Source organism: Janthinobacterium lividum (genome assembly GCF_034424625.1).
GTDB lineage: Bacteria > Pseudomonadota > Gammaproteobacteria > Burkholderiales > Burkholderiaceae_D > Janthinobacterium > Janthinobacterium lividum.
Genome location: NZ_CP139976.1, coordinates 1,046,045 through 1,069,511, shown reverse-complemented (window position 1 = coordinate 1,069,511; position 23,467 = coordinate 1,046,045). Strand labels below are relative to the sequence as shown.

The 23,467-nt window shown below is 62.9% G+C and carries 20 protein-coding genes; 9 read left to right on the top strand and 11 right to left on the bottom strand.

Annotated elements, in window-relative coordinates:
* Positions 1–78: 78 nt before the first annotated feature.
* Together metH and U0004_RS04790 are read left to right on the top strand one after the other, a co-directional pair.
* Entirely contained in the window at positions 79–3,873 is a 3,795-nt protein-coding gene (metH, locus tag U0004_RS04795) for a methionine synthase (RefSeq protein WP_174718091.1), read from the top strand.
* Between the two features lie 112 nt (positions 3,874–3,985).
* On the top strand, positions 3,986–4,357 hold the full coding sequence (locus U0004_RS04790) for an SPW repeat protein (protein WP_070253839.1): 372 nt from the start codon (positions 3,986–3,988) through the stop codon (positions 4,355–4,357).
* A gap of 157 nt (positions 4,358–4,514) precedes the next feature.
* Here U0004_RS04790 and U0004_RS04785 read toward each other — a convergent pair whose 3' ends face one another.
* From U0004_RS04785 to rsmB, 8 genes are all read right to left on the bottom strand, one after another.
* Positions 4,515–5,795 carry an EAL and HDOD domain-containing protein gene (locus tag U0004_RS04785; RefSeq protein WP_034784728.1) on the bottom strand — a complete coding sequence of 427 codons (1,281 nt, stop codon included), beginning with the start codon at positions 5,793–5,795 and terminating at the stop codon, positions 4,515–4,517.
* 137 nt (positions 5,796–5,932) lie between these two features.
* Positions 5,933–6,712, bottom strand: a complete 780-nt coding sequence (locus U0004_RS04780; RefSeq protein WP_071653611.1) for a class II glutamine amidotransferase — start codon at positions 6,710–6,712, stop codon at positions 5,933–5,935.
* A gap of 77 nt (positions 6,713–6,789) precedes the next feature.
* Positions 6,790–7,047, bottom strand: coding sequence for a BTH_I0359 family protein (locus U0004_RS04775; RefSeq protein WP_070253841.1), 258 nt, complete (start codon positions 7,045–7,047; stop codon positions 6,790–6,792).
* A gap of 152 nt (positions 7,048–7,199) precedes the next feature.
* A complete protein-coding gene (locus tag U0004_RS04770) occupies positions 7,200–7,601 on the bottom strand; it encodes a GTPase (RefSeq protein WP_070253842.1) in 402 nt (133 codons plus the stop codon).
* Positions 7,598–8,317 carry a response regulator gene (locus tag U0004_RS04765; protein ID WP_034784724.1) on the bottom strand — a complete coding sequence of 240 codons (720 nt, stop codon included), beginning with the start codon at positions 8,315–8,317 and terminating at the stop codon, positions 7,598–7,600. The genes U0004_RS04770 and U0004_RS04765 overlap by 4 nt, the downstream gene beginning before the upstream one ends.
* A 98-nt stretch (positions 8,318–8,415) precedes the next feature.
* A complete protein-coding gene (locus tag U0004_RS04760; protein WP_070253843.1) occupies positions 8,416–10,713 on the bottom strand; it encodes a sensor histidine kinase in 2,298 nt (765 codons plus the stop codon).
* Entirely contained in the window at positions 10,713–11,219 is a 507-nt protein-coding gene (locus tag U0004_RS04755; protein WP_225317180.1) for a DUF4390 domain-containing protein, read from the bottom strand. Before U0004_RS04755 ends, U0004_RS04760 begins: the two co-directional genes overlap by 1 nt.
* Positions 11,220–11,316: 97 nt before the next feature.
* Positions 11,317–12,738, bottom strand: a complete 1,422-nt coding sequence (gene rsmB / locus U0004_RS04750; RefSeq protein WP_034784714.1) for a 16S rRNA (cytosine(967)-C(5))-methyltransferase RsmB — start codon at positions 12,736–12,738, stop codon at positions 11,317–11,319.
* Positions 12,739–13,114: 376 nt separating this feature from the next.
* On the opposite strand from rsmB, the gene argS reads away from it, so the two are divergent.
* Genes argS through U0004_RS04715 form a run of 7 tightly spaced genes read left to right on the top strand, consistent with a single transcriptional unit; the run spans position 13,115 to position 19,303 of the window.
* A complete protein-coding gene (gene argS, locus U0004_RS04745; RefSeq protein ID WP_070253844.1) occupies positions 13,115–14,824 on the top strand; it encodes an arginine--tRNA ligase in 1,710 nt (569 codons plus the stop codon).
* A 20-nt stretch (positions 14,825–14,844) separates the two neighbouring features.
* A complete protein-coding gene (locus U0004_RS04740) occupies positions 14,845–15,549 on the top strand; it encodes an SPOR domain-containing protein (RefSeq protein WP_034784711.1) in 705 nt (234 codons plus the stop codon).
* A gap of 9 nt (positions 15,550–15,558) precedes the next feature.
* Entirely contained in the window at positions 15,559–16,230 is a 672-nt protein-coding gene (locus tag U0004_RS04735; protein WP_070253845.1) for a thiol:disulfide interchange protein DsbA/DsbL, read from the top strand.
* Positions 16,231–16,267: 37 nt separating this feature from the next.
* A complete protein-coding gene (locus U0004_RS04730; protein WP_070253846.1) occupies positions 16,268–17,050 on the top strand; it encodes an SDR family oxidoreductase in 783 nt (260 codons plus the stop codon).
* Positions 17,051–17,065: 15 nt separating this feature from the next.
* Positions 17,066–17,860 carry a biotin--[acetyl-CoA-carboxylase] ligase gene (locus tag U0004_RS04725; RefSeq protein ID WP_070253847.1) on the top strand — a complete coding sequence of 265 codons (795 nt, stop codon included), beginning with the start codon at positions 17,066–17,068 and terminating at the stop codon, positions 17,858–17,860.
* 4 nt (positions 17,861–17,864) lie between these two features.
* The gene (locus U0004_RS04720) at positions 17,865–18,623 is read left to right on the top strand and encodes a type III pantothenate kinase (RefSeq protein ID WP_034784705.1); all 759 of its coding nucleotides are present in this window, start codon (positions 17,865–17,867) and stop codon (positions 18,621–18,623) included.
* Positions 18,617–19,303, top strand: coding sequence for an SPOR domain-containing protein (locus U0004_RS04715; RefSeq protein WP_070253848.1), 687 nt, complete (start codon positions 18,617–18,619; stop codon positions 19,301–19,303). Before U0004_RS04720 ends, U0004_RS04715 begins: the two co-directional genes overlap by 7 nt.
* A gap of 15 nt (positions 19,304–19,318) precedes the next feature.
* On the opposite strand, the gene U0004_RS04710 is transcribed toward U0004_RS04715, so the two are convergent.
* The 3 genes from U0004_RS04710 to mrdA are packed head-to-tail and all read right to left on the bottom strand — an operon-like array spanning position 19,319 to position 23,456.
* The gene (locus U0004_RS04710) at positions 19,319–20,362 is read right to left on the bottom strand and encodes a septal ring lytic transglycosylase RlpA family protein (protein WP_070253849.1); all 1,044 of its coding nucleotides are present in this window, start codon (positions 20,360–20,362) and stop codon (positions 19,319–19,321) included.
* Positions 20,362–21,477: a rod shape-determining protein RodA gene (gene rodA / locus U0004_RS04705; protein WP_034784703.1), complete on the bottom strand. Its 1,116-nt coding sequence runs from the start codon at positions 21,475–21,477 to the stop codon at positions 20,362–20,364. The genes U0004_RS04710 and rodA overlap by 1 nt, the downstream gene beginning before the upstream one ends.
* An 8-nt stretch (positions 21,478–21,485) precedes the next feature.
* Positions 21,486–23,456 carry a penicillin-binding protein 2 gene (gene mrdA, locus U0004_RS04700; protein ID WP_034784702.1) on the bottom strand — a complete coding sequence of 657 codons (1,971 nt, stop codon included), beginning with the start codon at positions 23,454–23,456 and terminating at the stop codon, positions 21,486–21,488.
* Between the last annotated feature and the right edge of the window lie 11 nt (positions 23,457–23,467).

Below are 23,467 nucleotides of genomic sequence, written 5' to 3'. Positions count from 1 at the left end.
CTGATCCTGCTGGCCCGCATCCGCCTCGTACCAGTCTTGTCGCCGCGCCGCCGCCCGTTTGCCTATTGAAAGCATGAAATGAACGATACCGTGATCCCCGCCATGTCCCCGACCGAAGCCACCTTGCGCGCCATTCTGGCGCAGCGGATCATGATCCTCGACGGCGCCATGGGCACGATCATCCAGCAGTACAAGCTCGACGAAGAAGCGTATCGCGGCGGCCCCGCCGGCCGCTTCATCGATTTCGCCGCGCCGGCCGACAGTGGCGCGCGCGAACTGTTCGTCAAAGGCAATAATGAGCTGCTGACCCTGACACAGCCGCACATCATCCAGGAAATCCACGAGCGCTACCTGGCGGCCGGCGCCGACCTGATCGAAACGAATACCTTCGGCGCCACGACCATCGCGCAAGACGATTACCACATGGCCCACCTGGCCTATGAAATGAACGTGCAGGCAGCCAAGCTGGCGCGCGCCGCCTGCGACAAGTATTCCACCCCGGACAAGCCGCGCTTCGTCGCCGGCGCCCTCGGTCCCACGCCGAAGACGGCATCGATCTCGCCCGACGTCAACGACCCGGCAGCGCGCAACGTCACCTTCGACCAGCTGGTGGCCGCCTACCTGCAGCAGACGCAGGGCCTGGTGGAAGGCGGCGCCGACGTGCTGCTGGTGGAAACCATCTTCGATACCCTGAACTGCAAGGCGGCCCTGTTCGCCATCGACCTGTTCTACGAGCAAAACCCGGATGTCGTGCGCCTGCCGCTGATGATTTCCGGCACCGTCACGGACGCCTCGGGACGCATCTTGTCGGGCCAGACCGTGCCCGCCTTCTGGAATTCCGTGCGCCACGCAAAACCGCTAACCATCGGCCTGAACTGCGCGCTGGGCGCCGCCCTGATGCGCCCGTACGCGGAAGAGCTGGCCAAGATCGCCGACACCTTCGTGTGCATCTACCCGAATGCGGGCTTGCCCAACCCCATGAGCGACACGGGTTTCGACGAGTTGCCAGCCGACACGTCCGCCCTGCTGCGCGAATTTGCCGACGCGGGCTTTTTGAACATGGCGGGCGGCTGCTGCGGCACCACGCCCGAGCACATCGCCGCCATCGGCGAATTGCTATCGAAAAACACGCCGCGCACCGTGCCGGCCCCATCGCACGACTTGCGCCTGGCGGGCCTGGAGCCGTTCGTCGTCAATGACGAGTCGCTGTTCGTCAACGTGGGCGAGCGCACCAACGTCACGGGCTCGAAAGCGTTCGCGCGCATGATTCTCAACGAGCAATACGACGAAGCCCTGTCCGTGGCGCGCCAGCAAGTGGAAAACGGCGCGCAGGTGATCGACATCAACATGGATGAAGCGATGCTCGATTCGCTGGCCGCCATGACGCGCTTTTTGAACCTGATCGCCTCGGAACCCGATATTTCGCGCGTGCCCATCATGGTCGACTCGTCGAAATGGTCCGTCATCGAAGCGGGCCTGAAATGCGTGCAAGGCAAGGCCATCGTCAACTCGATTTCCATGAAGGAAGGCGAAGAGGAATTCCTGCGCCAGGCAAAACTGTGCCGCCGCTATGGCGCGGCCGTCATCGTCATGGCCTTCGATGAAAAAGGGCAAGCCGATACCTTCGAACGCAAGATCGAGATTTGCGCCCGCGCATACCATTTATTGATCGATGCGCTCGACTTCCCGCCGGAAGACATCATTTTCGATCCGAACATCTTTGCCGTCGCCACCGGCATCGAAGAGCACAACAACTACGCCGTCGACTTCATCAACGCCACGCGCTGGATCAAGGAAAACTTGCCGTACGCGAAGATCTCGGGCGGCGTGTCGAACGTGTCCTTCAGTTTCCGCGGCAACGATCCAGCCCGCGAAGCCATCCACACCGTCTTCCTGTACCACGCCATCAAGGCCGGCATGACCATGGGCATCGTCAACGCCGGCATGGTGGGCGTGTACGACAACCTGGACCCGGAATTGCGCGAGCGCGTGGAAGACGTGGTGCTGAACCGCCGCGAAGACTCGACCGAGCGCATGATCGAATTTGCCGGTACCCTGAAGGCGGGCGGCAAGGCCGAGGCGCAAACCCTGGCCTGGCGCGAAGGCACCGTACAGGCGCGCCTGTCGCACGCGCTGGTGCACGGCATCACGCAATTCATCGTGGAAGACACGGAAGAGGCGCGCCAGGAATTGCTGCACAATGGCGGGCGCCCCATCCATGTGATCGAGGGCCCCTTGATGGCCGGCATGGACGTGGTCGGCGACCTGTTTGGCCAGGGTAAAATGTTCCTGCCGCAAGTGGTGAAATCGGCGCGCGTGATGAAACAGGCCGTGGCCCATCTGATCCCGTTTATCGAGGAAGAAAAGCTGCTGGAAGAAAAGCGCACGGGCATCGTCGCCAAGCCGAAAGGCAAGATCATCATGGCGACCGTGAAAGGCGACGTGCATGACATCGGCAAGAATATCGTCACCGTCGTTCTGCAGTGCAATAACTTCGAAGTGGTCAACATGGGCGTGATGGTGCCGTGCTCGGAAATCCTCGCGCGCGCCAAGGTGGAAAACGCGGACATCATTGGTCTCTCGGGCCTGATCACGCCATCCTTGGAAGAAATGGCGTATGTCGCCAAGGAAATGCAGCGCGACGAACACTTCCGTATGCTGAAGATCCCCCTGCTGATCGGCGGCGCCACCACCAGCCGTGCCCACACGGCCGTGAAAATCGCGCATAACTACGAAGGCCCCGTCATCTACGTGCCGGACGCCTCGCGTTCCGTATCCGTGGCGCAATCGTTGCTGACGCCGGAACAGCGCGACAAATACGTGGAAGACATCGAAATCGATTACGCGCGCATCCGCGAGCAGCACGCCAACAAGAAGGCCCTGCCCATCCTGCCGCTGGCGCAGGCGCGCGCCAACAGGATGGTCGTGCCGTTCGACGGCCCCTGCACGCCCGTGAAACCGAAGTTCATCGGCCGCCGCGTGTTCAAGAATGTCGACCTGGCCACGCTGGCCAACTATATCGACTGGGGCCCGTTCTTCCAGACCTGGGACCTGGCAGGTCCCTTCCCCGCCATTTTGACGGATGAAGTGGTGGGCGACGCGGCCACCAAGGTGTACGCGGAAGGCCAGGCCTTGCTGAAAAAACTCATCGACGGGCGCTGGCTGACGGCCAATGGCGTCGTGTCCTTGCTGCCGGCCAACAGCGTCAATGACGACGATATCGAGGTGTACACGGACGATACGCGCAGTACCGTGGCGTTCACCTATTACGGCATGCGCCAGCAAGGCGTCAAACCCGTGGTCGACGGCGTGCAGCGTCCGAATCAGTGCCTGGCCGACTTCATTGCTCCGAAAGCATCGGGCGTGAAGGATTACATCGGCATGTTCGCCGTCACGTCCGGCCTGGGCATTGAAAAGTACGAAAAACGCTTCGAGGATGCGCACGACGATTACTCGTCCATCATGCTCAAATCCCTGGCGGACCGCCTGGCCGAGGCGTTTGCCGAATACCTGCACGAGCGCGTGCGCAAGGATTTGTGGGGCTATGTACCGGATGAACACCTGGGCAACGACGACATGATCGCCGAAAAGTATGTCGGCATCCGCCCCGCGCCCGGCTACCCGGCTTGCCCGGAGCACACGGTCAAGAAACAGATGTTCGAGGTCATGCAGGCCGAGGAAATCGGCATGCAGCTGACGGAATCGTATGCCATGTTCCCCGGCGCGGCCGTCTCCGGCTTCTATTTTGCCCACCCGGAGTCGAAATACTTCGTCGTCGGCAAGATCGGCATGGACCAGGTGGAAGACATGGCCAAGCGCCGCAACGTCAACATCGAGGACGTGGAACGCTGGCTGGCACCCAATCTGTCATAATATAGGTACAAGGCGCGCGGAACTTATCGCGCGCCGAAGCGCACTAACGCAGTATGCCGGCTGGCATGCTGCATGCCCGCTCCGGCCCGTTCCCAACCGGCAAGGAGGATATATGGCAACCAATTTCAAACTAAAACGCTGGCAGGATCAAGTGATCCTGTTGCTGGGTCTATGGCTGGTCGTCTCGCCCTGGGCCTTTTCCTATCCCGAAGGTTCACCGCAGATGATCAACGCCTTTGTCTCGGGACTGGTGATCGCCGTACTGGCCGCCTTCGACCTGTACAAGACCTATTTCTGGGCCGTCGTCGTCAACCTGCTGGTCGGCGTCTGGGTGGCGGCCTCGCCATGGGTACTGCGGCTGGCCGATCAGCCCGTCGTCATGTGGAACGAGTTGCTCGTCGGTATCGCCGTTGTCGTGCTGGCCCTGTGGGAACTGCGCACCGACCCCGAGCTGCACAAGCACTGGCCCGGCGCCGCTGCGTAGCGGCGTAAAAAAGCCCTGCCACGGCGACGCCGTGCAGGGCTCTTTTAGATAAATGGGGTAGGTCGGATTAGGCCGCAGGCCGTAATCCGACATCACTACGATCAGCGTCAACAATGTAGTCGGATTACGCGTGGCCTGGCGGCCGCGCTAATCCGACCTACAGCGCGTAGCGGACTACGTTATCGCTCCATTCGTAGGCGGCCATTTCCAGCTCCACCAGGTCGTCCGGCGACATGGCCAGGTCGCGCAAGGTTGGCACGATTTCGCCTTCCATGTCTTCGATGCGCTCGATGCATTCGGCCAAGCGCAGCAGGTCGCCGTAGAAGCCCTCGCGCGACAGCAGCGCTTCGGCCACTTCGTCGATGACTTCGATCTGGCTGAGGATTTCCGACATCGGCACGCCGAACAGGGTATCCATCAGCGACATGATGCCGACCGTAAAGGCGATATCGGCCGAATGGGCGTGGTTCGGGCGCAGTTTATGCGCCAGCAATTCCAGCAGGCGGCCGCGCGTGGTGGCCAGCATCAGCAGCGGCGTCATGCTATGGCCGCGCTTGCTTGGTTCCGCGTACAGCATGATTTGCAGCCAGCGCTGCAATTGGCGGCGGCCCAGCACGGTCACGGCCTGGCTCAGCGAATCGATGCGCTGGCGCGCGCCCACGGCCGGCGTATTAACCAGGCGCAGCAGGTTCAGGGCCAGCGACACGTCGCGCTTGATGGCGCGCTCGATATCCATGTTGTCGGCGTCCGATGTGACCAAGGTCATCAGTTCCATGACTGCCAGTTGCGACGGCGACAGCTTCTTGCCCGTCATGATGGCCGGCTTGGCAAAGTAATAGCCCTGGAAGTAATCGAAGCCCAGATCCAGGCCCGACTTGAATTCTTCGCGCGTCTCGACCTTTTCCGCCACCAGTTTCTTGTTTTCCTGCTTGAAACGGGGCGCCAGCGCTGCCAGCACTTTCGGGTCGACCGTGCTCATGTCCATCTTGACGTACTGCACCAGTGGCAGCAGTTCCTGCACTTGCGACGTATCGGATACGACGTTTTCCAACGCGAAGGTGAAGCCATGGCCCACCAGTTCGCTGATGCGTGCACGCACTTCCGGCGTGACGGGCATCGATTCAACGATTTCCAGCACGACTTTTTCACGCGGCAGAAACACGAAGATGTCGCTCATGATCACGTCGGCATCGACGTTGACGAAACCGAGCGCGTCGCCGATGACCTTTTCCATGCCCAGCTGGGAAGCGTGGGCGATGACGGATGCCGTGGCAGACAGGTCGCTGGTAATGTTGGCGGGACCGACCGGAGCGTTGCGGAAAAGCAACTCATAGCCAAACAAGGCTTGATTGCGGTCAAGGATAGGTTGTCGCCCCAGATAGAACTCGCGCACGCGCAAGGGTTTCGGGGTGATGTCGTTGCTGGAAATATCGATCATTAACTCTTCATCAATCACGTCGAGTGACACCGGCCGCGCCGCGCCCGCATCAAGGTTCACTATTGACAATACTTTAGCTGAATTCCGCCCGCGCTGTGGGTATTTTGGCAGCAATCCAGTTTATTGTCGTCAACAAATTAGGGCGCAGGGGTTTCTTGCACCATCCCGTCGACAAATAATTTCAATTCACCCGGCGCAAACGCCGTCCATTGCTCATTCGTCGTCAGCGGCTGGGTAACGATCACGGCCACTCTGTCCTGGGGAGTCGTCACCTGGGAAAAGTCCACGCTCAGGTCTTCATCGGAGAGTTTAGCAGTTGGAAACGGATGTTGTCGCACCAGATAGTGCAAGCTGGTCGAGCAATGGGCAAACAGCGCCTCGCCGCTCGACAGCATCATGTTGAAGGTGCCGTGGGCGGCGATGCCAGGCAACAACTCCGCCAGGGCGGCATGCAGTTGCGGCAACGCCGGCGGGGCATCGCCAAAGCGCCCATGCAACTCCTGCAGCAGATAGCAGAAAGCCAGCTCGCTGTCCGTGCAGCCGACGGGGCGGTAACTGCCCGTCAGCACGGGGTGGAAATCCTTCAAATCGCCATTGTGGGCAAAGACCCAGTAGCGGCCCCACAGTTCGCGCACGAAGGGGTGGCAGTTTTCCAGCGCCACCTGCCCTTGCGTGGCCTTGCGGATGTGCGCGATGACATTACGCGACTTGATGGGGTAGCGTTTGATCAGTTCGGCCACGGGCGAGGCGATGGCCGCCTGGTGGTCGACGAAATGGCGCACGCCGGCGCCCTCGAAAAAGGCGATGCCCCAGCCATCATGGTGGGTATCGGTATGGCCGCCACGCATGGCGAAGCCGGTAAAACTAAAGACAATGTCCGTAGGGACATTGCAATTCATTCCAAGAAGTTGGCACATGGTCTGTTTGCAGCGGGATAACACGGCCACCATACCACGCCGCCTGGCGGATTGGTATGGCGGCGATAGCCATCACCCTAATGCAACAGCACAGGCTGGCTCATGAGGGAATCATAGCTGCCCAAAAATTCATCGATCTCTTCCATGCTGGGTTCGCTGGCGATCAGCTCCGTCACGTCGCGGCGGAAGTTTTGCGCAAGGATGCCGGCGATAAACGTTTCCCGCTTGCCCCCCTTGTCGACGATTTCATAGCCGCCAAAGCGCAAGGCTTCCAGGTTGCCATCGACGCCGAATTCCACGACGCTATATTGTTCGCTGTTATAGATCAGGTTCATTTTGCATCCTTCGCTCAAGCAGGAGAAGCTCCTGCGGTGTCAGAACAGAGGTGGGGTTACACGGCGCCATTTCAAGCGGCCATGCCACCCTGCGGGCTACAGAGTTGTAACGAGATGCAAACTGCGCTTGCGGTAAGTCGATCAGGAAATCGTCAGGAAACCACCATGTCTGCTTGCAGCGCCAGCAGGGCATCGTAGGGACTGGCGGTGAGCCAGGTGCGCAATTGTTCGATGTGCGAGGCGTCGGCCAGGCTGATGAACAAGCGCGCGGGTGGATGGCGCAGCAGACGATTCAATGTTACACGCAATACGAGATTGCCGCTGCAGCACAGGCAACCGGGCGCGATGCGCAACAGTTGCAATGGAAATGATGGGGATGGAGAAACTTGCTCGGCCAGGTAGGCCAGGATGCCGTTACCGTCAGCCAATCCTTCAAGGATCACGGCGGCCGGCTGGTCCGGCGGCAAGGCTTGCGCGATGGCCGCCTCGCGCCCGGCGGCGCGTCCACCGCTGACCAGGGTCAGCGGCGTCGGACGCCGCACGGCTGCCGTCACAGGCTTTTCTTGGCCAGCTTGCCCGGTTCGACGCCCAGCTGTTTCAGCTTGCGGTACAAATGGGTGCGTTCGAGGCCCGTTTTTTCCGCCACGCGGGTCATGCTGCCGCCTTCGCGCCCCAGGTGGTGTTCGAAATACATGCGCTCGAACGCGTCGCGCGCCTCGCGCAGGGGCAAGTCGAACGACAGGTTGTAGCCATGGCCTTCGGCCACAGCCGGTACGGCGATGCCCGGGCGTACCATCAGCTGTTGCGGCGCGCTGCCGCCAAAGCTGGGCACGGGATGGCTGCTTTCCTCGGCCACCACGGGTGCCACGGGACGCGGCGCCACGCTCGGCGCGCGCACGGTTTCCTGTGCCCGCGTCAAGCCTTGCTGGACCGCCTTCAGCAGTTTTTGCAGGGCAATCGGTTTCTCCAGGAAGTTCATGGCGCCGATGCGCGTCGCCTCGACCGCCGTATCGATGGTGGCATGGCCCGACATCATGATTACCGGCATGGTCAGCAAGCCGTCGCGCTGCCACTCCTTGAGCAGGGTGACGCCGTCGGTGTCGGGCATCCAGATATCCAGCAATACCAGATCCGGCGCACCGGCGGCACGCGCTTCGCGCGCCTGCTGCGCATTTTCGGCCAGCTGGATAGCATGTCCTTCGTCGCCCAAAATTTCCGAGAGCAACTCACGGATACCCATTTCATCATCCACTACGAGTATGTTTGCCATTCGTGTCTTGCCTTCCTCATTTCGCCGGCCGTCGCGCACAAGATGCACGCGGCGGACAACTATGATTTTATTAGTGTTTTAAATACTAAACCAGACCCTCACGCCAGGAATTCCTGGGCAGGAGTGTCGGGAGCTAACTTTAACAGCAAAATGACCACCGAAGCGCCATTGCCGTCGACCCGGTTCTCGATATCGATGCGTCCGCCGTGTTCATCGATAATTTTCTTGACCATCGCCAGGCCCAATCCCGTGCCGCGCGCCTTCGAGGTCACATACGGCTCGAAAGCCCGCGCCAGGATTTTTGGCGCGAAACCAGGGCCATTGTCGCTGATGGCCAGCCGCACGGCGATATTCACGCCGCCGTCCGCACTGCGATAATGAATTGCTTCCGTCCTTACGTCAATCCGCGGATGCGGCGAGTCCGGCGGCAAGTCGGTCATCGCGTCCTGCGCATTCTGCAGCAGGTTATGGATCACCTGGCGCAATTGGGTCGGATCGCCCATCACCATCGGCAGATTCGGCGCCAGCAGCGGGTGGATGATGTCGCCATCGTCGCCGCGCAGGTACAGGTTCAGTATCTCTTCGATCAGCTCGTTCAAGCGCAGCGGCGTGAGCACGGCCGGCGGCGTGCGCGCATAGTCGCGGAAGTCGTCGACCATGCGCTTCATCGCATCGACCTGCTTGACGATGGTGGTGGTGGCGCGACTGAGCAGGTCGGCGTCCGGCTGCTCCAGCTTGCCTTCGAGCTTCATCTGCAGGCGCTCGGCCGACAGCTGGATCGGCGTGAGCGGATTCTTGATTTCATGCGCCAGGCGGCGCGCCACTTCGCCCCAGGCGATCGAGCGCTGCGCGGAAATCACGTCGGAAATATCATCGAACACGACGATGTAACCGCTGCCGGACTCCAGCGGCAGGCGCGAGCCCCGCGCCAGCAAAGTGATGTCATGCTCGTCGGCACTGCTGCCCAGGCGTCGGGGAATCTCGATCTGGCGCTGCCAGTGCAGGCGCTGCTGGTTGCGGCCCGATGCCGATTGCGCGCTTTGCGCCGTGAAGGCGCTGATGATGGCGCCGCCAAATTCTTCCATTCCAGCAATATGCGCCAGCGGCTGGCCCACCATGCTCATGCCCGAATGCTGCAGGATGCGCTCGACCGACTCGTTGCAGGTCACCAGCTTGAAATCGCCGTCGAGCACCATCACGCCGGCCGACATGTTCGCCAGCACCGATTCCAGGTGGGCCTTGGCGTTTTGCAGGGCGGCGCGGTTGCTTTCCACGGCCGTGCGCGCATCGAGCAGCTGGCGCGTCATGATGTTGAACGACTGCGTCAGGGTACCCAGTTCATCCTTGGTGGCGACGATGGGGCGCGGCGACAGGTCGCCCTCGGCTACGGCGCGCGTGCCTTCGGCCAGCAGCAGCAGGGGCTGGGCCAGGTTGCCCGCGATCAGGAAAGCGCTGCCGATGGCGCCAAAGATGGCCAGCAGCAAGGTCAAGGTGAGGATTTCCATGTACATCTTGCGCAGTCCCACGCGCGCGACGAAACGTTCCTTGTATTCGCTGTAGGCGGCGCGCAGCACTTCGCCATTCGTCGCCAGCTTGGGCGGTACCGATTGCAGCAATTGCAGGTAGCGGGGCGAGACGGAAGGCCCCGGCACGGCCACCAGCACGCGCAGGCGCAGGCTGGCCGCCGTTTCCACCGACGCCGGCAAGCCCGAGCGGAAACCGCCGCCGCCTGACTCCGTGCCATCGTCGTGCAGCTCCAGCCCGCCCTCGGCGGAGGCATAGCCGGCCGGCAAGGCCGCCTGCACCAGCATGGCCGGCGTCGGCAAGTCGGCTGCGCTATGCGGCCCGGCGCTGGCCAGCAGCACGCCGTCGCCGCTGACAAGCATGACATTTTGCATGCCCTCTTCGCGCAGCAGGCTGGTCAGCACGGCCGGGCCGGCCACCGGGTCGGCGCCCAGTTCTTCGACGGCCTTGCGGCCCCGGTGGTCGAGCTCGACCAGTGCCGCATCGAGGCCGGCACGGCCCAGTTCAATCCCCGATTCCAGCGCCGCTTCGATCTTGACGTTGAACCAGGATTCGATGGAATGGGAGACGAATTGCACGGAAACAAGGAAAATCACCAGGCCCGGCAGAATGCCGACGGCGGCAAACAGCATCACCAGGCGCGTCATCAGCTTGGAGCCGAACTTGCCGCTCTTGTAGCGCGCGTACAGGCGCGCCAGGGAAATGCCCACCAGCGCCAGCAGGGACACGGCCACGGCCGCGTTCAAGCCCAGCAGCCAGGTGTAGTAGCGGTCGAAAAAGCCGGAATTATCGGAAGCCGACGCCAGCAGGAACAGCAGGATACTGACGATGCCGCCGCCCACTACCAGCAGATAGCGCAATGCTTGACTCACTACTCCGCCGTATACAAGAAGGTTTTTTTATTCGAAGCCAGGCGCCAGTCGCTGTTATTGAAGGCATTGACTTGTATCGGCTTGGGCAGGTAGTCGCGGTCCATGCCCATGCGCAAGGTGACGTTATATGTCTGCCCCACTTTCAGCTCGCCGCGCCGCGCCACCAGCCAGCGGCTGGGACGGCGGATCAGGAACAGCGCATCGTCGAGGGTGGGGAAACTTTGCTGCAAGCCCACGCCCGACACGTGATACTGGCGCGTCAGCACGTTGTAGGACAGCTTGCTGGTCTGGCGCGCCACGATGGCTTTTTCATCGAACCAGTACCAGCGGGGCCGGGTCAGTTCGATTTCGGTCGTGAAATACAGCGGCACGCCATGCTGTACCGCATCATCGAGGTCGTGATTGAGCTCGAAGGAATACGTGGCGGCCAGCTTGTAGCCCTCTTCGCTCGACTCGATGTAGGCACGGGTGATCTCGACCATGTCGGCGGCATGCGCGCGTGGCATGGTACATGCCAGCATCAGCAGCAGGGCCAGGAGTCGGAAGAGTCGTGTTGTCACAAGTGTGCCGGTGTAGTCCGTAGGATAAGTATCGACGAATCGCTCAAGCCGCATTTTTTTGGAATAGCGCATAGAACAAACCGTCGTGGTCCTGCTCCGCGCTGCCAGTCGGCAACAGCTGGCCAGGCGCTGTCAATCGGGTTGCATTATTGCGTACCGCAAATGCCGCCGCCTGTGCCTCGGACTCTTGCGGCCACAATGAACATGTCACGAACAGCAATTTACCATCGGGGCGCAGCATCTGCCACAGGTTGTCCAGAATTTTGGATGAAAGTGTTGCAAGTTGGAACGCATCGCCCTTGCGGCGCAACCAGCGGATATCAGGATGGCGGCGCACGATGCCCGAAGCCGTGCATGGCACGTCGGCCAGGATGCGGTCGAACTGCTGGCCATCCCACCACGCGCTCGATTGCGCATCCTGCGCCTTCAAGGTGGCGTCCAGGCCCAGGCGCTCGAGGTTTTCCGCGATGCGCGGCAGGCGCTTGGCGTCCGCATCGATGGCAGTCACCTGCACGTCGGCCAGCTCAAGGATATGGCACGTCTTGCCGCCCGGCGCCGCGCAGGCGTCCAGCACGCGCATGCCATCCTGCAAATCCAGCAGCGGCGCGGCCAATTGCGCGCCAGCATCCTGCACGGAAACGACGCCCTGCTCGAAGCCGGGGATCAAGGCCACGCCGATCGGCTTGTCCAGGCGCACGGCGAACGGCCCCACCTGGCGCGCGGCAATGCCCGCCTCGGCCAGCACGGCCAGATACGCTTCGACCGTGCTCTTGCGGCGATTCACGCGCAAAGTCAATGGCGGCACGGCATTGCCGGCCGTCAGAATGGCTTGCCAGTCGCGCGGATAGGCCAGGCGCAGCGAGTCGATCCACCACTGCGGATAATTCCATTGCGCCAAAGGTTGCTGCAGGGCCGCTTCCAGCAAGGACTTGCGCTCGCGCAAGAAACGACGCAAGACGGCATTCACCATGCCCTTGGCATGCGCCAGGTCGGGGTGCGAGGTGGCGACCGTGACGGCCTGGTCGACCACCGTGAATTCTTCGTACGGCTGTTCGCCCGGCTCGGCGGACATCAGCGACAGCGCGCAGCACAGCAGGGCGGCCAGCATCGGCGGCTCGGGCGCCTTCGACGTCATCAGGCCGACCAGGGTTTCGCTGCGGCCTAGCTGGCGCATGGTACGGTAGGAAATATCCTGGATGGCGCCGCGCGCCTGCGGGCTGGCGTTCGATTGCGCAAACACCTTGGCCAGCGCCTGCGGCAGGGCCGTGCCCGTGCGCACTTGCGCCACGGCATTGGCCGCGCCGAGCAGGCAAAACGCCAGCGAATCGGCACGCAAATCGGGTTGGAAGCCTGGCTGCAAGACCGGTTTCAGGTCGGGATGGTAGCTGGGACGCAGTTTCGGTGCGGCAGGAGCCTGGCCTGGCGCCGGCTTGGTTTTCAATTTCAGCGTGGGGCGCTTGTTCATAGTTATCCGGTGTGGCTGCGCGCGGCGGGCTGCATGGTGGCAAAGTCGCGGCCGCGCGTCATCAATAAAGGGTCGATTGTAGCGTTTGTGGCGCCCTCTGACCCAAGCGATTGCAGCGATACATGTAAATTGCGGCAAAAAACTGCATATATACAAGCAGAATGTCCCATGCTGATGTTTTCGTGCACCAACATGGGCATGCTGTCCTGATAATATCGTGAAACACGCCGGCGCGGGGACACTGCCGGCTGGCGTATTGTTCCCGGCAGCAAACCAGTATAATTAACGCAGTCTGGGCGGCTTGGGTACTTGCCGTCCGTTTTGCTTTTTGATTCATTCTATTCATTCTTAACGCGGTTCCACCGCCATCCTGCTCATGCTCGCCCAACAGAAACAAGAAATCATCGCCCTGTTCCAGGCCGCCCTCGCTCCCGTCCTGGCCGGCACTTCGCTTGCGCCTAGCGTAGTGCTCGAGCGACCACGCGATGCATCGCATGGCGACGTCGCCTGCAATATCGCCATGCAACTGGCCAAGCAGCTGAAACAGAATCCCCGCGAACTGGCACAAACCATCGTTGCGGCCGTGCTGGCCAATCCGGCCGGCAAGGGCCTGGTCGAGGCAGTGGAAATCGCCGGCCCCGGCTTCATCAACGTGCGCGTCTCCGCCGCCGCCAAGCAAGCCGTGGTCAACACCATCTTGAGCGAGGCCGACAGCTATGGCCGCAGCACGGCAGGCGCCGGCAAGCAAGTCATCCTGGAATTCGTCTCGGCCAACCCGACCGGCCCGCTGCACGTGGGCCACGGCCGCCAGGCAGCCCTGGGCGACGCCCTGTCCTCGCTGTTCGACGCGCAAGGCTACCAGGTGACGCGCGAGTTCTACTATAACGACGCAGGCGTGCAGATCCAGACCCTGGCCAATTCCGTGCAGGCGCGCGCGCGCGGCTTCAAGCCGGGCGACGCCGAATGGCCCGAGTCCGCCTACAACGGCGACTACATCGACGACATCGCCAACGACTTCAAGGCCGGCAAGACGGTCTCGGCCAGCGATGGCCAGCCTGCTACGGCCAATGGCAACGTGGAAGACATCGATTCGATCCGCCCGTTCGCCGTCACCTACCTGCGCAATGAACAGGACATCGACTTGCAGGCGTTTGGCGTGAAGTTCGACAATTACTATCTGGAATCGTCGCTGTATGCGGACGGCAAGGTCAACAGCGCCGTGGAAACCCTGATCAAGGCGGGCCACACCTACGAACAGGATGGCGCGCTGTGGCTGCGCACCACCGACTTCGGCGACGACAAGGACCGCGTGATGCGCAAGACGGACGGCACCTACACGTATTTCGTGCCTGACGTGGCCTATCACCTGGTGAAATGGCAGCGCGGCTTCGTGCAGGCCATCAATATCCAGGGCAGCGACCACCACGGCACCATCGCGCGCGTGCGCGCCGGCCTGCAGGCCGTCGACATGGGCATCCCGCAAGGCTACCCCGACTACGTGCTGCACAAGATGGTCACCGTCATGAAGGACGGCGAAGAAGTCAAGATTTCGAAGCGCGCCGGCTCCTACGTGACCGTGCGCGACCTGATCGAATGGTCGGGCGGCGGTGACATCGCCAAGGGCCGCGACGCCGTGCGCTTCTTCCTGATCTCGCGCAAGGCCGACACGGAATTCGTCTTCGACGTCGACGTGGCGCTGAAAACCACCGATGAAAACCCGGTCTATTACGTGCAGTACGCGCATGCGCGCATCTGCCGCATCCTGGAAAACTGGGGCGGCGATGCCAGCACGGTCGCCGGCGTCGACTTGTCTCCCCTGACAGCGCCGACCGAAGCGACCCTGCTGGCGACCCTGGCCGCCTACCCGGAAATGCTGGCGCGCGCGCAAGCGGAACTGGGCCCGCACCAGGTCGCCTTCTACCTGCGCGACCTGGCCGCCAACCTGCACAGCTTCTACTTCGCCGAAAAAGTGCTGGTCGAGGACGAAGCCGTCAAGATGGCCCGCCTGGCCCTCGTCATCGCCGCGCGCCAGGTACTGCGCAACGGCCTGGCACTGATCGGCGTGTCCGCGCCAAACAAAATGTAATCGCGAAGGTCTAACAGTCAATGAATCACGCTTCCCGTTTCTCTTCGACCCGGCGCCAGCAGGGCAATACCCTGGTCGGCATCATCATTGGCCTGGTCATCGGCCTGGGCATTGCCGTGGTGGTCGCCCTGGTGATCACCAAGGGCGCCTCGCCTTTCACCGACAAGTCGGGCAAGGCCGGCAAATCGACCGAACCGACGGCCGGCCAGATCGCCGACCCGAACAAGCCGATGTACGGCAACAAGGAAGCAGCCAAGGAAGCGGCGCGCGACTTCTCCAAGGAGCCGCGCGAGATCGTCACGCCAACGCAGCCTGCTGCGCCGGCGCCAGCGCAGCAGCCGAAGGCGCCGCCGCCGGACGCGCTGCAGGAATTGATCGGTACATTGAAGGACAAGCCGGCGCCGAAAACGCCGGCGGCAGCACCAGCGGCGCCCGCGCCGCAAGCCAAGGCCGACGCAAAAGAGGCCAAGGCCGATGCAGCCAGCGACAAATGGATTTATTATCTGCAGGCCGGCGCCTTCCATGACATGTCGGACGCCGAAAGCACGCGCGGCAAACTGGCGCTGCTCGGCTTCGAAGCGGCCATCAGCGACCGCAGCACCGACGCCGGCGTGCTGCACCGCGTGCGTATCGGGCCGTTCAACCAGCTCGAAGCGATGAACCGCGCACGCACCAAACTGTCTGAAAACGGCATCGATGTCGCCGTCGTCCGCAACCAAAAATAAGGAACCAGCATGCGTTTTCTGAAGAAAATCCTGTTCGCCGCCGCCCTGTGCACCGCCGCCATGGGCGCATCTGCCTCGCCGGCCGAGCCGAAAAACGGCGTCGAATACGAAACCCTGCCTACGCCGCAGGCGACGGAATCGGGCAAGAAAATCGAAGTGACGGAATTCTTCGCCTATTACTGCCCGCATTGCAACGTGCTCGAACCGCAGCTGGCGGCCTGGGTCAAGAAACAGGGCGACAACATCGTCTTCAAGCGCGTGCACGTGTCGCGCGATGACAGCGTGGCGCCGCAGCAGCGTTTGTTCTTCACCCTGCAAGCCATGGGCCTGGTCGACAAGCTGCACACCAGCGTATTCCACGCCATGCACGTGGAACGCAACCGCCTGAACACGGACGACGCCGTATTCGATTTCGTCGCCAAGCAGGGCGTGGACCGCCAGAAATTCATCGACACCTACCGTTCGATGGGCGTCTCGGCCCGCGTGCGCCGCGCTGACGCCATGATGCAGGGCTATAACGTGACGTTCTGGCCCATGATCGCCATCGACGGCCGCTACATCACCTCGCCTTCGCAGGCCGATCAGGGCAGCAAGTCGGCCAGGAACGAAGAGCAGCTGAACGCCCAGGCGCTCAGCGTGATGGACGTGCTGGTCGCGAAAGCCAAAGCGGAAAAGAAATAAGCATGGCCACTTCCCTGGCGCGCCCGGGCATCGCCTGATGCATCGCGTTTTCATCACGGGCGCGTCGAGCGGATTGGGCGCCGCCCTGGCGCTGCAGTACGCGCGCCAGGGTGCCCATTTGGGCTTGCTGGCGCGCCGTGGCGACACCCTGCAGCAACTGATCGCCTCCCTGCCCCACCCTGAACGCCACCGCGCCTACGCCGTCGATGTATGCGACCACGCCGCCCTGAAAAGCGCCGCCGGTGACTTCATCGCCCATGCCGGCGGCATCGACGTCGTCATCGCCAGCGCCGGCGTGTCCTACGGTACCTTGAGCGAACACGCGGAAGACCTCGACGCCTTCGCGCGCCTCATCGCCATCAACGTCACGGCTACCGTCGCCACCTTCGCGCCCTTCATCGCCGCCATGAAAAGCCAGGGCAGCGGGCGCCTGGTAGGCATCGGCAGCGTGGCCGGCATCCGCGGCCTGCCCGGCGCCGAAGCCTACAGCGCCTCGAAGGCAGCCGTCATCAGCTACTGCGAATCGCTGCGCCTGGAATTGAAACCGGCGGGCGTCAAGGTCGTCACCATCACGCCCGGCTACATCGACACGCCGATGACGCGCCACAATGCCTACCGCATGCCATTCCTGATGCCGGCCGAAAAATTCGCCGTGCGCGCCGCGCGCGCCATCGCCAACGGCGACAGCTACCGCGTGATCCCGTGGCAGATGGGCGTCGTCGCCAAGCTGCTGCGCGCGCTGCCCAATGCCGTCTACGACATGGCCTTCGCCAACGCGCCGCACAAGGCGCGCAGCAAGCCATCCGGCGGCAGCCAGTAAAACCAACCTCTCCCCATGACGAAGCACTCAGACCTGAACAGCGCGGCCATCGCCGCCCATTGCGCCACGGGCGCCTCCCACGTGGCCATCGAGGTGGTCGACGAAACGGGATCGACCAACGCCGACCTGCTGGCGCGCTGCGCCACCCTGGCCGGCCCCACCCTGCGCATCGCCGGCCAGCAGACGGCCGGACGGGGACGCGCCGGGCGGCCGTGGGTGTCGCAGCCGGACGCCAGCCTGATGTTTTCGCTGGCCTGGCGCTTCAAGGGTCCGCTGCATCAGCTGGTCGGCTTGCCGCTGGCCGTCGGCGTGGCGCTGGCCGAGACCATGACGTCGCTGGGCGTGCCGGTGCAGCTGAAGTGGCCAAACGATATGCTCAAGGATGGCCACAAGCTGGCCGGCATCCTCGTCGAGACCCAACAGGCAGCGGACGATGGCGTGTGGGCCGTCATCGGCTGCGGCATCAATCTGCTGATGCCCGATGCGCTGGAACGGCAGATCGGGCGCAGCGTCTCGGCCGTGCCCTGGCTGGCGCAGATGGAACGCAATACCCTGGTGTCCGCCCTGCTCAGCCGCCTGGCCGGCGTGCTGGCCGAATTCGACGACACGGGCTTTGCACCGTTTACCGAACGCTGGAACGCGCTGCACGCCTGGCAAGGCCAGCACGTAAAAATCCTCGACAACGGTCAATTGCTGCAGCAAGGCGTGGCGGCTGGCGTGGACCACCTTGGCCGCCTGCTGCTGCGCACCGATGGCGGCCTGCAGGAAATCATGTCCGGCGACGTTTCCTTGCGCCTGACCGGGGAGTAAGCGCATGCTGCTGCTGATCGACGCCGGCAATACGCGCATCAAATGGGCACTCGTGGCCGCCGGCAGTCCCGCCGGCGGCTGGCTGGCCAGCGGCGCCGTCGCGCATGCGCAGATCGACACCCTGGCCGCGCAGTGGGAGACGCTCGGCATCAGCGAAGCGCTGCTGTCGAACGTGGCAGGCGCCGCCATCGGCACGCGCCTGCGCGCCATGCTGCCGGTCGTCGCCCGCGACTTTGTATCGCTGCCGCAGCTGGCGGGCCTTACGAATGGCTACCGCGCGCCGTCACAGCTGGGTTGCGACCGCTTTGCCGCCGCCATCGGCGCGCAGGCGCTGGCGCCTGGCCAGGCCGTCATCGTCGCCAATTGCGGCACCGCCACCACCATCGACGCCATCACGGCCGATGGCGTTTTCCTCGGCGGAATGATCTTGCCGGGACTGGGATTGATGGCCAGCTCGCTGGCGCGCAACACGGCGCAGCTGCCGCAAATCGCCAGCGACGCCCTGCTGCCGGCCGGCTTTGCCGACAACACGGACGACGCCATCCTCTCCGGCTGCCTGGCGGCACAGGCGGGCGCCATCGAACGGGCCGTGCGCATGCATGGTGCCAGCGCCTGTTTGCTGTCGGGCGGCGCCGCACCGCGCATCGCACCGGCCCTGGCGCTGGCCGTGCCGCTGCATCTGGTGGACAATATCGTCATGCTCGGCCTGCAGGCGGCCGCGCGCGCCGGGACCGCAGGAACACAAGGAAACCACGTATGCTGAAATTCGTCTTCTGGCTGCTGGCCGGCGTCAACCTGCTGGTGCTGGCCATCGGCCAGGGTTATCTGGGCAGTTTTCGCACCGAGACGCGCGAACCGGCGCGCCTGAAAAACCAGCTGCAGGCGGGCAAGCTCACCTTGCTGACGCAGGAGCAGGCCACGGCGCCCGCCGCCGAAGAGGGCGCGACGCCGACGGCGGCGGCACCGGCACCACCGACATCGTATGCCTGCACGGAAGTGGGCAATTTCCTGCTGGCCGATGGGCGCCGCTTTGAAGCGCAAGTGGCGGCATTGGACCTGGGCGACCGCCAGTCGCGCCGCAACGTGGCCGGCCAGGAGATTTCCAGCTACATGGTGTATATCCCGCCGCAGGGCAGCAAGGAAGGCGCCGACCGCAAGGCCGGCGAATTGAAGCAGCTGGGCGTGACGAATTACTTCATCATGAATGAAAGCAGCCCGCTGCGCTGGGGTATTTCACTGGGCGTGTTCAAGTCGGAAACCAGCGCGCAAAGCCAGCTGGCATCGCTCAACAAACAGGGCGTGCACAGCGCCCGCGTCGCGCCGCGCTACAGCGCCGGCAAGCAGCTGGCCTACCAGTTCCGCGACCTCGACGCCGCCACGCGCGCGCGTCTCGAGAAGATCAAAACGCAATTCCCTGACCAGGAACTGCGCAACTGCAAATAAACCCCAGGCCCGCGCCTATCGTTGAATGACGATGGGCTTGATGCCCGTCGATTCCGGTAAATTCGCCGCCGCGCGGGCCGCCTCGGCGCGGCTCGAGAATGGGCCACCGTACAGGCGGAACAGATTCCCGGCCTGCACCACGCCCAAGGTACCCAAAGCTGCCGCGTAGGGTTCCAGGCGCGAGCGGCCCGTTTCCGCATTGTCGGCGCGCGAGTAGGCGCCCAGCTGCAGATAGAAACCGCTGGCCAGCGCCGCCGGTGCCGGTGCGGCGACTGTCGCGTCGACGGGCAGCATTTGCGACGACACTTCCGGCTGCACCACGGCGCCCGTTTCCACCGGCGTATCGATGGAGATGGCCACCACGGACGGCACCGGCTTCGGTGCCGCACGGGCGGCCAGGATGGCGTCGATATCGGCAGGCAGCAGCCGTTCGACCACCACCTGGTGACTGCCCTTGCCAAGGAAGCCCAGTTTCAGCGCCGCCGTGTACGACACGTCGATGACGCGCGTGGCATGGAAGGGGCCGCGGTCGTTGATGCGCACGATCACCTGCTCGCCGCTGTCGATGCTCGTCACGCGCGCATACGACGGAATCGGCAAGGTCGGATGGGCCGCCGTCATCTTGTACATATCGTAGATTTCACCCGACGAGGTGCGCTGGCCATGGAATTTCTTGCCATACCAGGTGCCCGTGCCCTTTTGCTTGAAGGGCTCATTGTCGGTGATCGGCGTGTAGGTCTTGCCGAAGACGACATACGGACGGTTCGAGCGCGTCGAATACGGCTCGTTGCGCACTTCCGCATCGGGCACGTCGCGCAGGTTGGCTGGCGGATTGTCGCCCGGGCCGTCATCCTTGTAGTAGCCGCCGCGCCCGGAGCCGGCCGCCGGCAATGCCGGCAAGGTGGGATCCTGGCGCACGGGCACCTTGACCTTGCCGCCGGACGGCAGCGGCACGTTATTCGATGCGGGCTTTTGCGGCGTCGTGCCGCAAGCGGCCAGGGTCAGCAAGACCGTCAGGCCCAACCCGCGCATGGCGAAAGTATCGAAAGGCGCGCGCATCAGGTCTGCACCAGCTTGCGGTGGCGCTGAATGCTCATCAGGATACCGGTGGCCACGCCCAGGGTCAGCAGCGCGGTGCCGCCATAGCTAAGGAATGGCAAGGGAACGCCGACCACCGGCACGATGCCGCTGACCATGCCCATGTTTACAAAGGCGTAAGTAAAGAAAATCATAGTGATCGCTCCTGCCAGCAGGCGAGTGAAAAAACTGGGGGCGTTGGCGGCGATCATCAGCCCCCGTCCCACCAGCAGCAAATACATCAGCATCAGGATCAAGTTACCGACCAGGCCGAATTCCTCGGAATACACGGCAAAAATAAAATCGGTCGTGCGCTCGGGAACAAATTCCAGGTGGGCTTGCGTGCCGTGCGTCCAGCCCTTGCCCGTCATGCCGCCGGAACCGATGGCGATGATGGACTGGATGATATGGAAGCCCTTGCCCAGCGGGTCCTTGGTCGGGTCGATCAGCATCATCACGCGGTCGCGCTGATAATCATGCAGATGCGACCAGGCGATCGGCAGGCAGGAAACAAAGGTGATCAGCAAGCCGGCCAGCACCTTCCACGACAAACCGGCCAGGAAGATGACGGTAAAGCCGGCCGCCACCACCAACAGCGCCGTGCCCAGGTCGGGCTGGCGCGCAATCAGGTAGACGGGCACCAGCAACAGTATCGCCGCCATCAGGAACGATTTCCAGCGCAGGGCGCCCGCATTGTGCTGGAAGAACCAGGCCAGCATCAGCGGCGTGGCGATCTTCAGGAATTCGGACGGCTGGATGTCGATCACGCCGATATGCAGCCAGCGCCGGGCACCAAGCTTGATGGTGCCGAACAGCGCCACGGCCACCAGCAAGATCACCGATATCGTGTACGCCGGCACGGCGATGCGCATCATCATCTGCGGCGTGACGTTGGCCGCCACCCACATGACGAAAAAGCACAGCAAAATATTGCGCAGGTGGTCTTCGATCTTGCCCGGAATGCCGATGCTGGCCGAATACAGGGTCAGCAAGCTGGTACTGAGCAGCATCAGGATGATGATCATCAGCGGCGGATCGAACACCGCCAGATAGGGTTTGGCGCGCCGCCACAGCGAGCGCCTCTCGTTAATGGGCATGTGCTTCCTTATTGCCTGGCAGGTACCGCCGGGGCGGCCTGCTCGTCAGTGATTTCTTCCAGGGTGCGCACTTCGTCGACATCTTCCTTGGGCACCTTGGTGGTGTCCTTTTCCTTGTCGCTCGGGCGCTTGCCCAGCAGGTAGTAGTCGAGCGCCTTGCGCGCGATCGGCGCGGCCACGCCGGCGCCGAAGCCCGCGTTTTCCACCACGATGGCGATCGCGATGCGCGGCTTGTCGGCCGGCGCAAAGGCCGTAAACAGGGCGTTGTCGCGCAGGCGTTCGGCCAGCAGCTTGGCATTGTACTTCTCGTTTTTCTTGATACCCACCACCTGTGCCGTACCCGTCTTGCCGCCCACCGTGTACTGCACGCCGGTGAAGATACGCGCGGCCGTGCCACCCTGCTCGCTGGTCACGCCCACCATGGCGCGCTTGATGACGTCGATGTTTTCCTGCTTGAGCGCGATGCGGTAGCTTTCCTTGGGCACCGTCAGGGTGCGCGCGCGCGTAGCCGCATCCTCGATGATCTTCACCAGATGCGGCTTCATCACCACGCCGTTATTGGCCAGGTTGGCCGTCGCGTGGGCGATCTGCAGCGGCGTATACGAGTTGTAGCCGGAGCCGTTACTCACCGAAATCGTGTCGCCGCCCACCCATTTTTTCTGCTGCGGCGTCTTGAAGCGGTTGCGCTTCCATTCCGTCGACGGCAGCACGCCCGTCTTTTCGTTATTCAGGTCGATGCCCGTCAGCTGGCCGAAACCGAACGGTTTCATGAAGTCGTGGATGGCATCGATGCCCATGTCGCGGCCCAGCTGGTAGTAATAGGTGTTGCACGAAACGACGATGGACTTGTGCATGTCCACCGTGCCATGGCCGCCCACCTTGTCATCGCGGAAGGTGTGGCCGCCGAGGATGAAGAAACCGGGATCGGAAATCGACTGGCTCGGCGTGCGCTTGCCCAATTCGAGTGCGGCCAGCGCCATGAAAGGCTTGAAGGTCGAGCCGGGCGCGTAGGTGCCGGACAGGGGACGGTTGACCATCGGCCGGTCCAGCGAGGTATTGAGTTCGTTCCAGCTTTGCTGGTCGATGCCGTCGACGAACAGGTTCGGGTCATAGCCTGGCTTGGACACGTAAGCGAGGATGTCGCCCGTGGCCGGGTCGATGGCCACGGCCGCGCCGCGCCATTCGCCGAACGCTTCCTCGACCACCTTCTGCAGCTCGATGTCGATCGACAGGATCAGATTGTTGCCAGGAGTGGCGGCCGTGCGCGACAGGGTGCGCATGGCGCGCCCGCCGGCCGACACTTCCACCTCTTCGTAGCCGGTGGTGCCATGCAGCTGCTTTTCGTAGCTTTTTTCCAGGCCTTCCTTGCCGATATGGTCGGTGCCGTTGTAATTGGCCGCATCCTCGCCCTCTTCCAGCGCCTTCGCTTCATTGCGGTTGATGCGGCCGATGAAGCCCACCACGTGCGACGCCACCTCGCCCATCGGATACTGGCGGAACAGGCGCGCCTGCACCTCGACGCCAGGGAAGCGGAAACGCTGCGCCGTGAAGCGCGCCACTTCCTCGTCCGTCAATCGCGTGCGCAGCGGCACGCTGACGAAGTTCTTGGATTCTTCCAGCAGCTTCTTGAAGCGGCGGCGGTCCTTGATGTCGATCTGCACCAGGGTCGACAGCTCGTCGATCACGGAATCGAGGCTGGCGCTCAATTTCGATGGCGTGATTTCCAGCGTATAGGCCGAGTAATTGCGCGCCAGGACCACGCCGTTGCGGTCGAGGATCAGGCCGCGCGTGGGCACGATGGGCACCACGGCGATACGGTTGTCCTCGGCCTTGGTCGCGTAGTCCTCGTGCTTGATCACCTGCAGCCAGATGAAGCGCGCCAGCAGCAGCGAAAAGCAGACGAAGACGAGCGCGCCCAGGATGGTCAGGCGCATGCGGAAAAAATGCAGTTCGCGCTCAGTGTTCTTAAGTTCAGTCATTGCAGGCGCCC

Excerpts from the sequence above, each read along its gene's own strand:
- metH (WP_174718091.1), top strand. The coding sequence starts at position 79 with ATGAACGATACCGTGATCCCCGCCATGTCCCCGACCGAAGCCACCTTG.
- U0004_RS04790 (WP_070253839.1), top strand. The coding sequence starts at position 3,986 with ATGGCAACCAATTTCAAACTAAAACGCTGGCAGGATCAAGTGATCCTG.
- U0004_RS04785 (WP_034784728.1), bottom strand. The coding sequence starts at position 5,795 with ATGATCGATATTTCCAGCAACGACATCACCCCGAAACCCTTGCGCGTG.
- U0004_RS04780 (WP_071653611.1), bottom strand. The coding sequence starts at position 6,712 with ATGTGCCAACTTCTTGGAATGAATTGCAATGTCCCTACGGACATTGTC.
- U0004_RS04775 (WP_070253841.1), bottom strand. The coding sequence starts at position 7,047 with ATGAACCTGATCTATAACAGCGAACAATATAGCGTCGTGGAATTCGGC.
- U0004_RS04765 (WP_034784724.1), bottom strand. The coding sequence starts at position 8,317 with ATGGCAAACATACTCGTAGTGGATGATGAAATGGGTATCCGTGAGTTG.
- U0004_RS04755 (WP_225317180.1), bottom strand. The coding sequence starts at position 11,219 with ATGCCACGCGCGCATGCCGCCGACATGGTCGAGATCACCCGTGCCTAC.
- rsmB (WP_034784714.1), bottom strand. The coding sequence starts at position 12,738 with ATGAACAAGCGCCCCACGCTGAAATTGAAAACCAAGCCGGCGCCAGGC.
- argS (WP_070253844.1), top strand. The coding sequence starts at position 13,115 with ATGCTCGCCCAACAGAAACAAGAAATCATCGCCCTGTTCCAGGCCGCC.
- U0004_RS04740 (WP_034784711.1), top strand. The coding sequence starts at position 14,845 with ATGAATCACGCTTCCCGTTTCTCTTCGACCCGGCGCCAGCAGGGCAAT.
- U0004_RS04735 (WP_070253845.1), top strand. The coding sequence starts at position 15,559 with ATGCGTTTTCTGAAGAAAATCCTGTTCGCCGCCGCCCTGTGCACCGCC.
- U0004_RS04730 (WP_070253846.1), top strand. The coding sequence starts at position 16,268 with ATGCATCGCGTTTTCATCACGGGCGCGTCGAGCGGATTGGGCGCCGCC.
- U0004_RS04725 (WP_070253847.1), top strand. The coding sequence starts at position 17,066 with ATGACGAAGCACTCAGACCTGAACAGCGCGGCCATCGCCGCCCATTGC.
- U0004_RS04720 (WP_034784705.1), top strand. The coding sequence starts at position 17,865 with ATGCTGCTGCTGATCGACGCCGGCAATACGCGCATCAAATGGGCACTC.
- U0004_RS04715 (WP_070253848.1), top strand. The coding sequence starts at position 18,617 with ATGCTGAAATTCGTCTTCTGGCTGCTGGCCGGCGTCAACCTGCTGGTG.
- U0004_RS04710 (WP_070253849.1), bottom strand. The coding sequence starts at position 20,362 with ATGCGCGCGCCTTTCGATACTTTCGCCATGCGCGGGTTGGGCCTGACG.
- rodA (WP_034784703.1), bottom strand. The coding sequence starts at position 21,477 with ATGCCCATTAACGAGAGGCGCTCGCTGTGGCGGCGCGCCAAACCCTAT.
- mrdA (WP_034784702.1), bottom strand. The coding sequence starts at position 23,456 with ATGACTGAACTTAAGAACACTGAGCGCGAACTGCATTTTTTCCGCATG.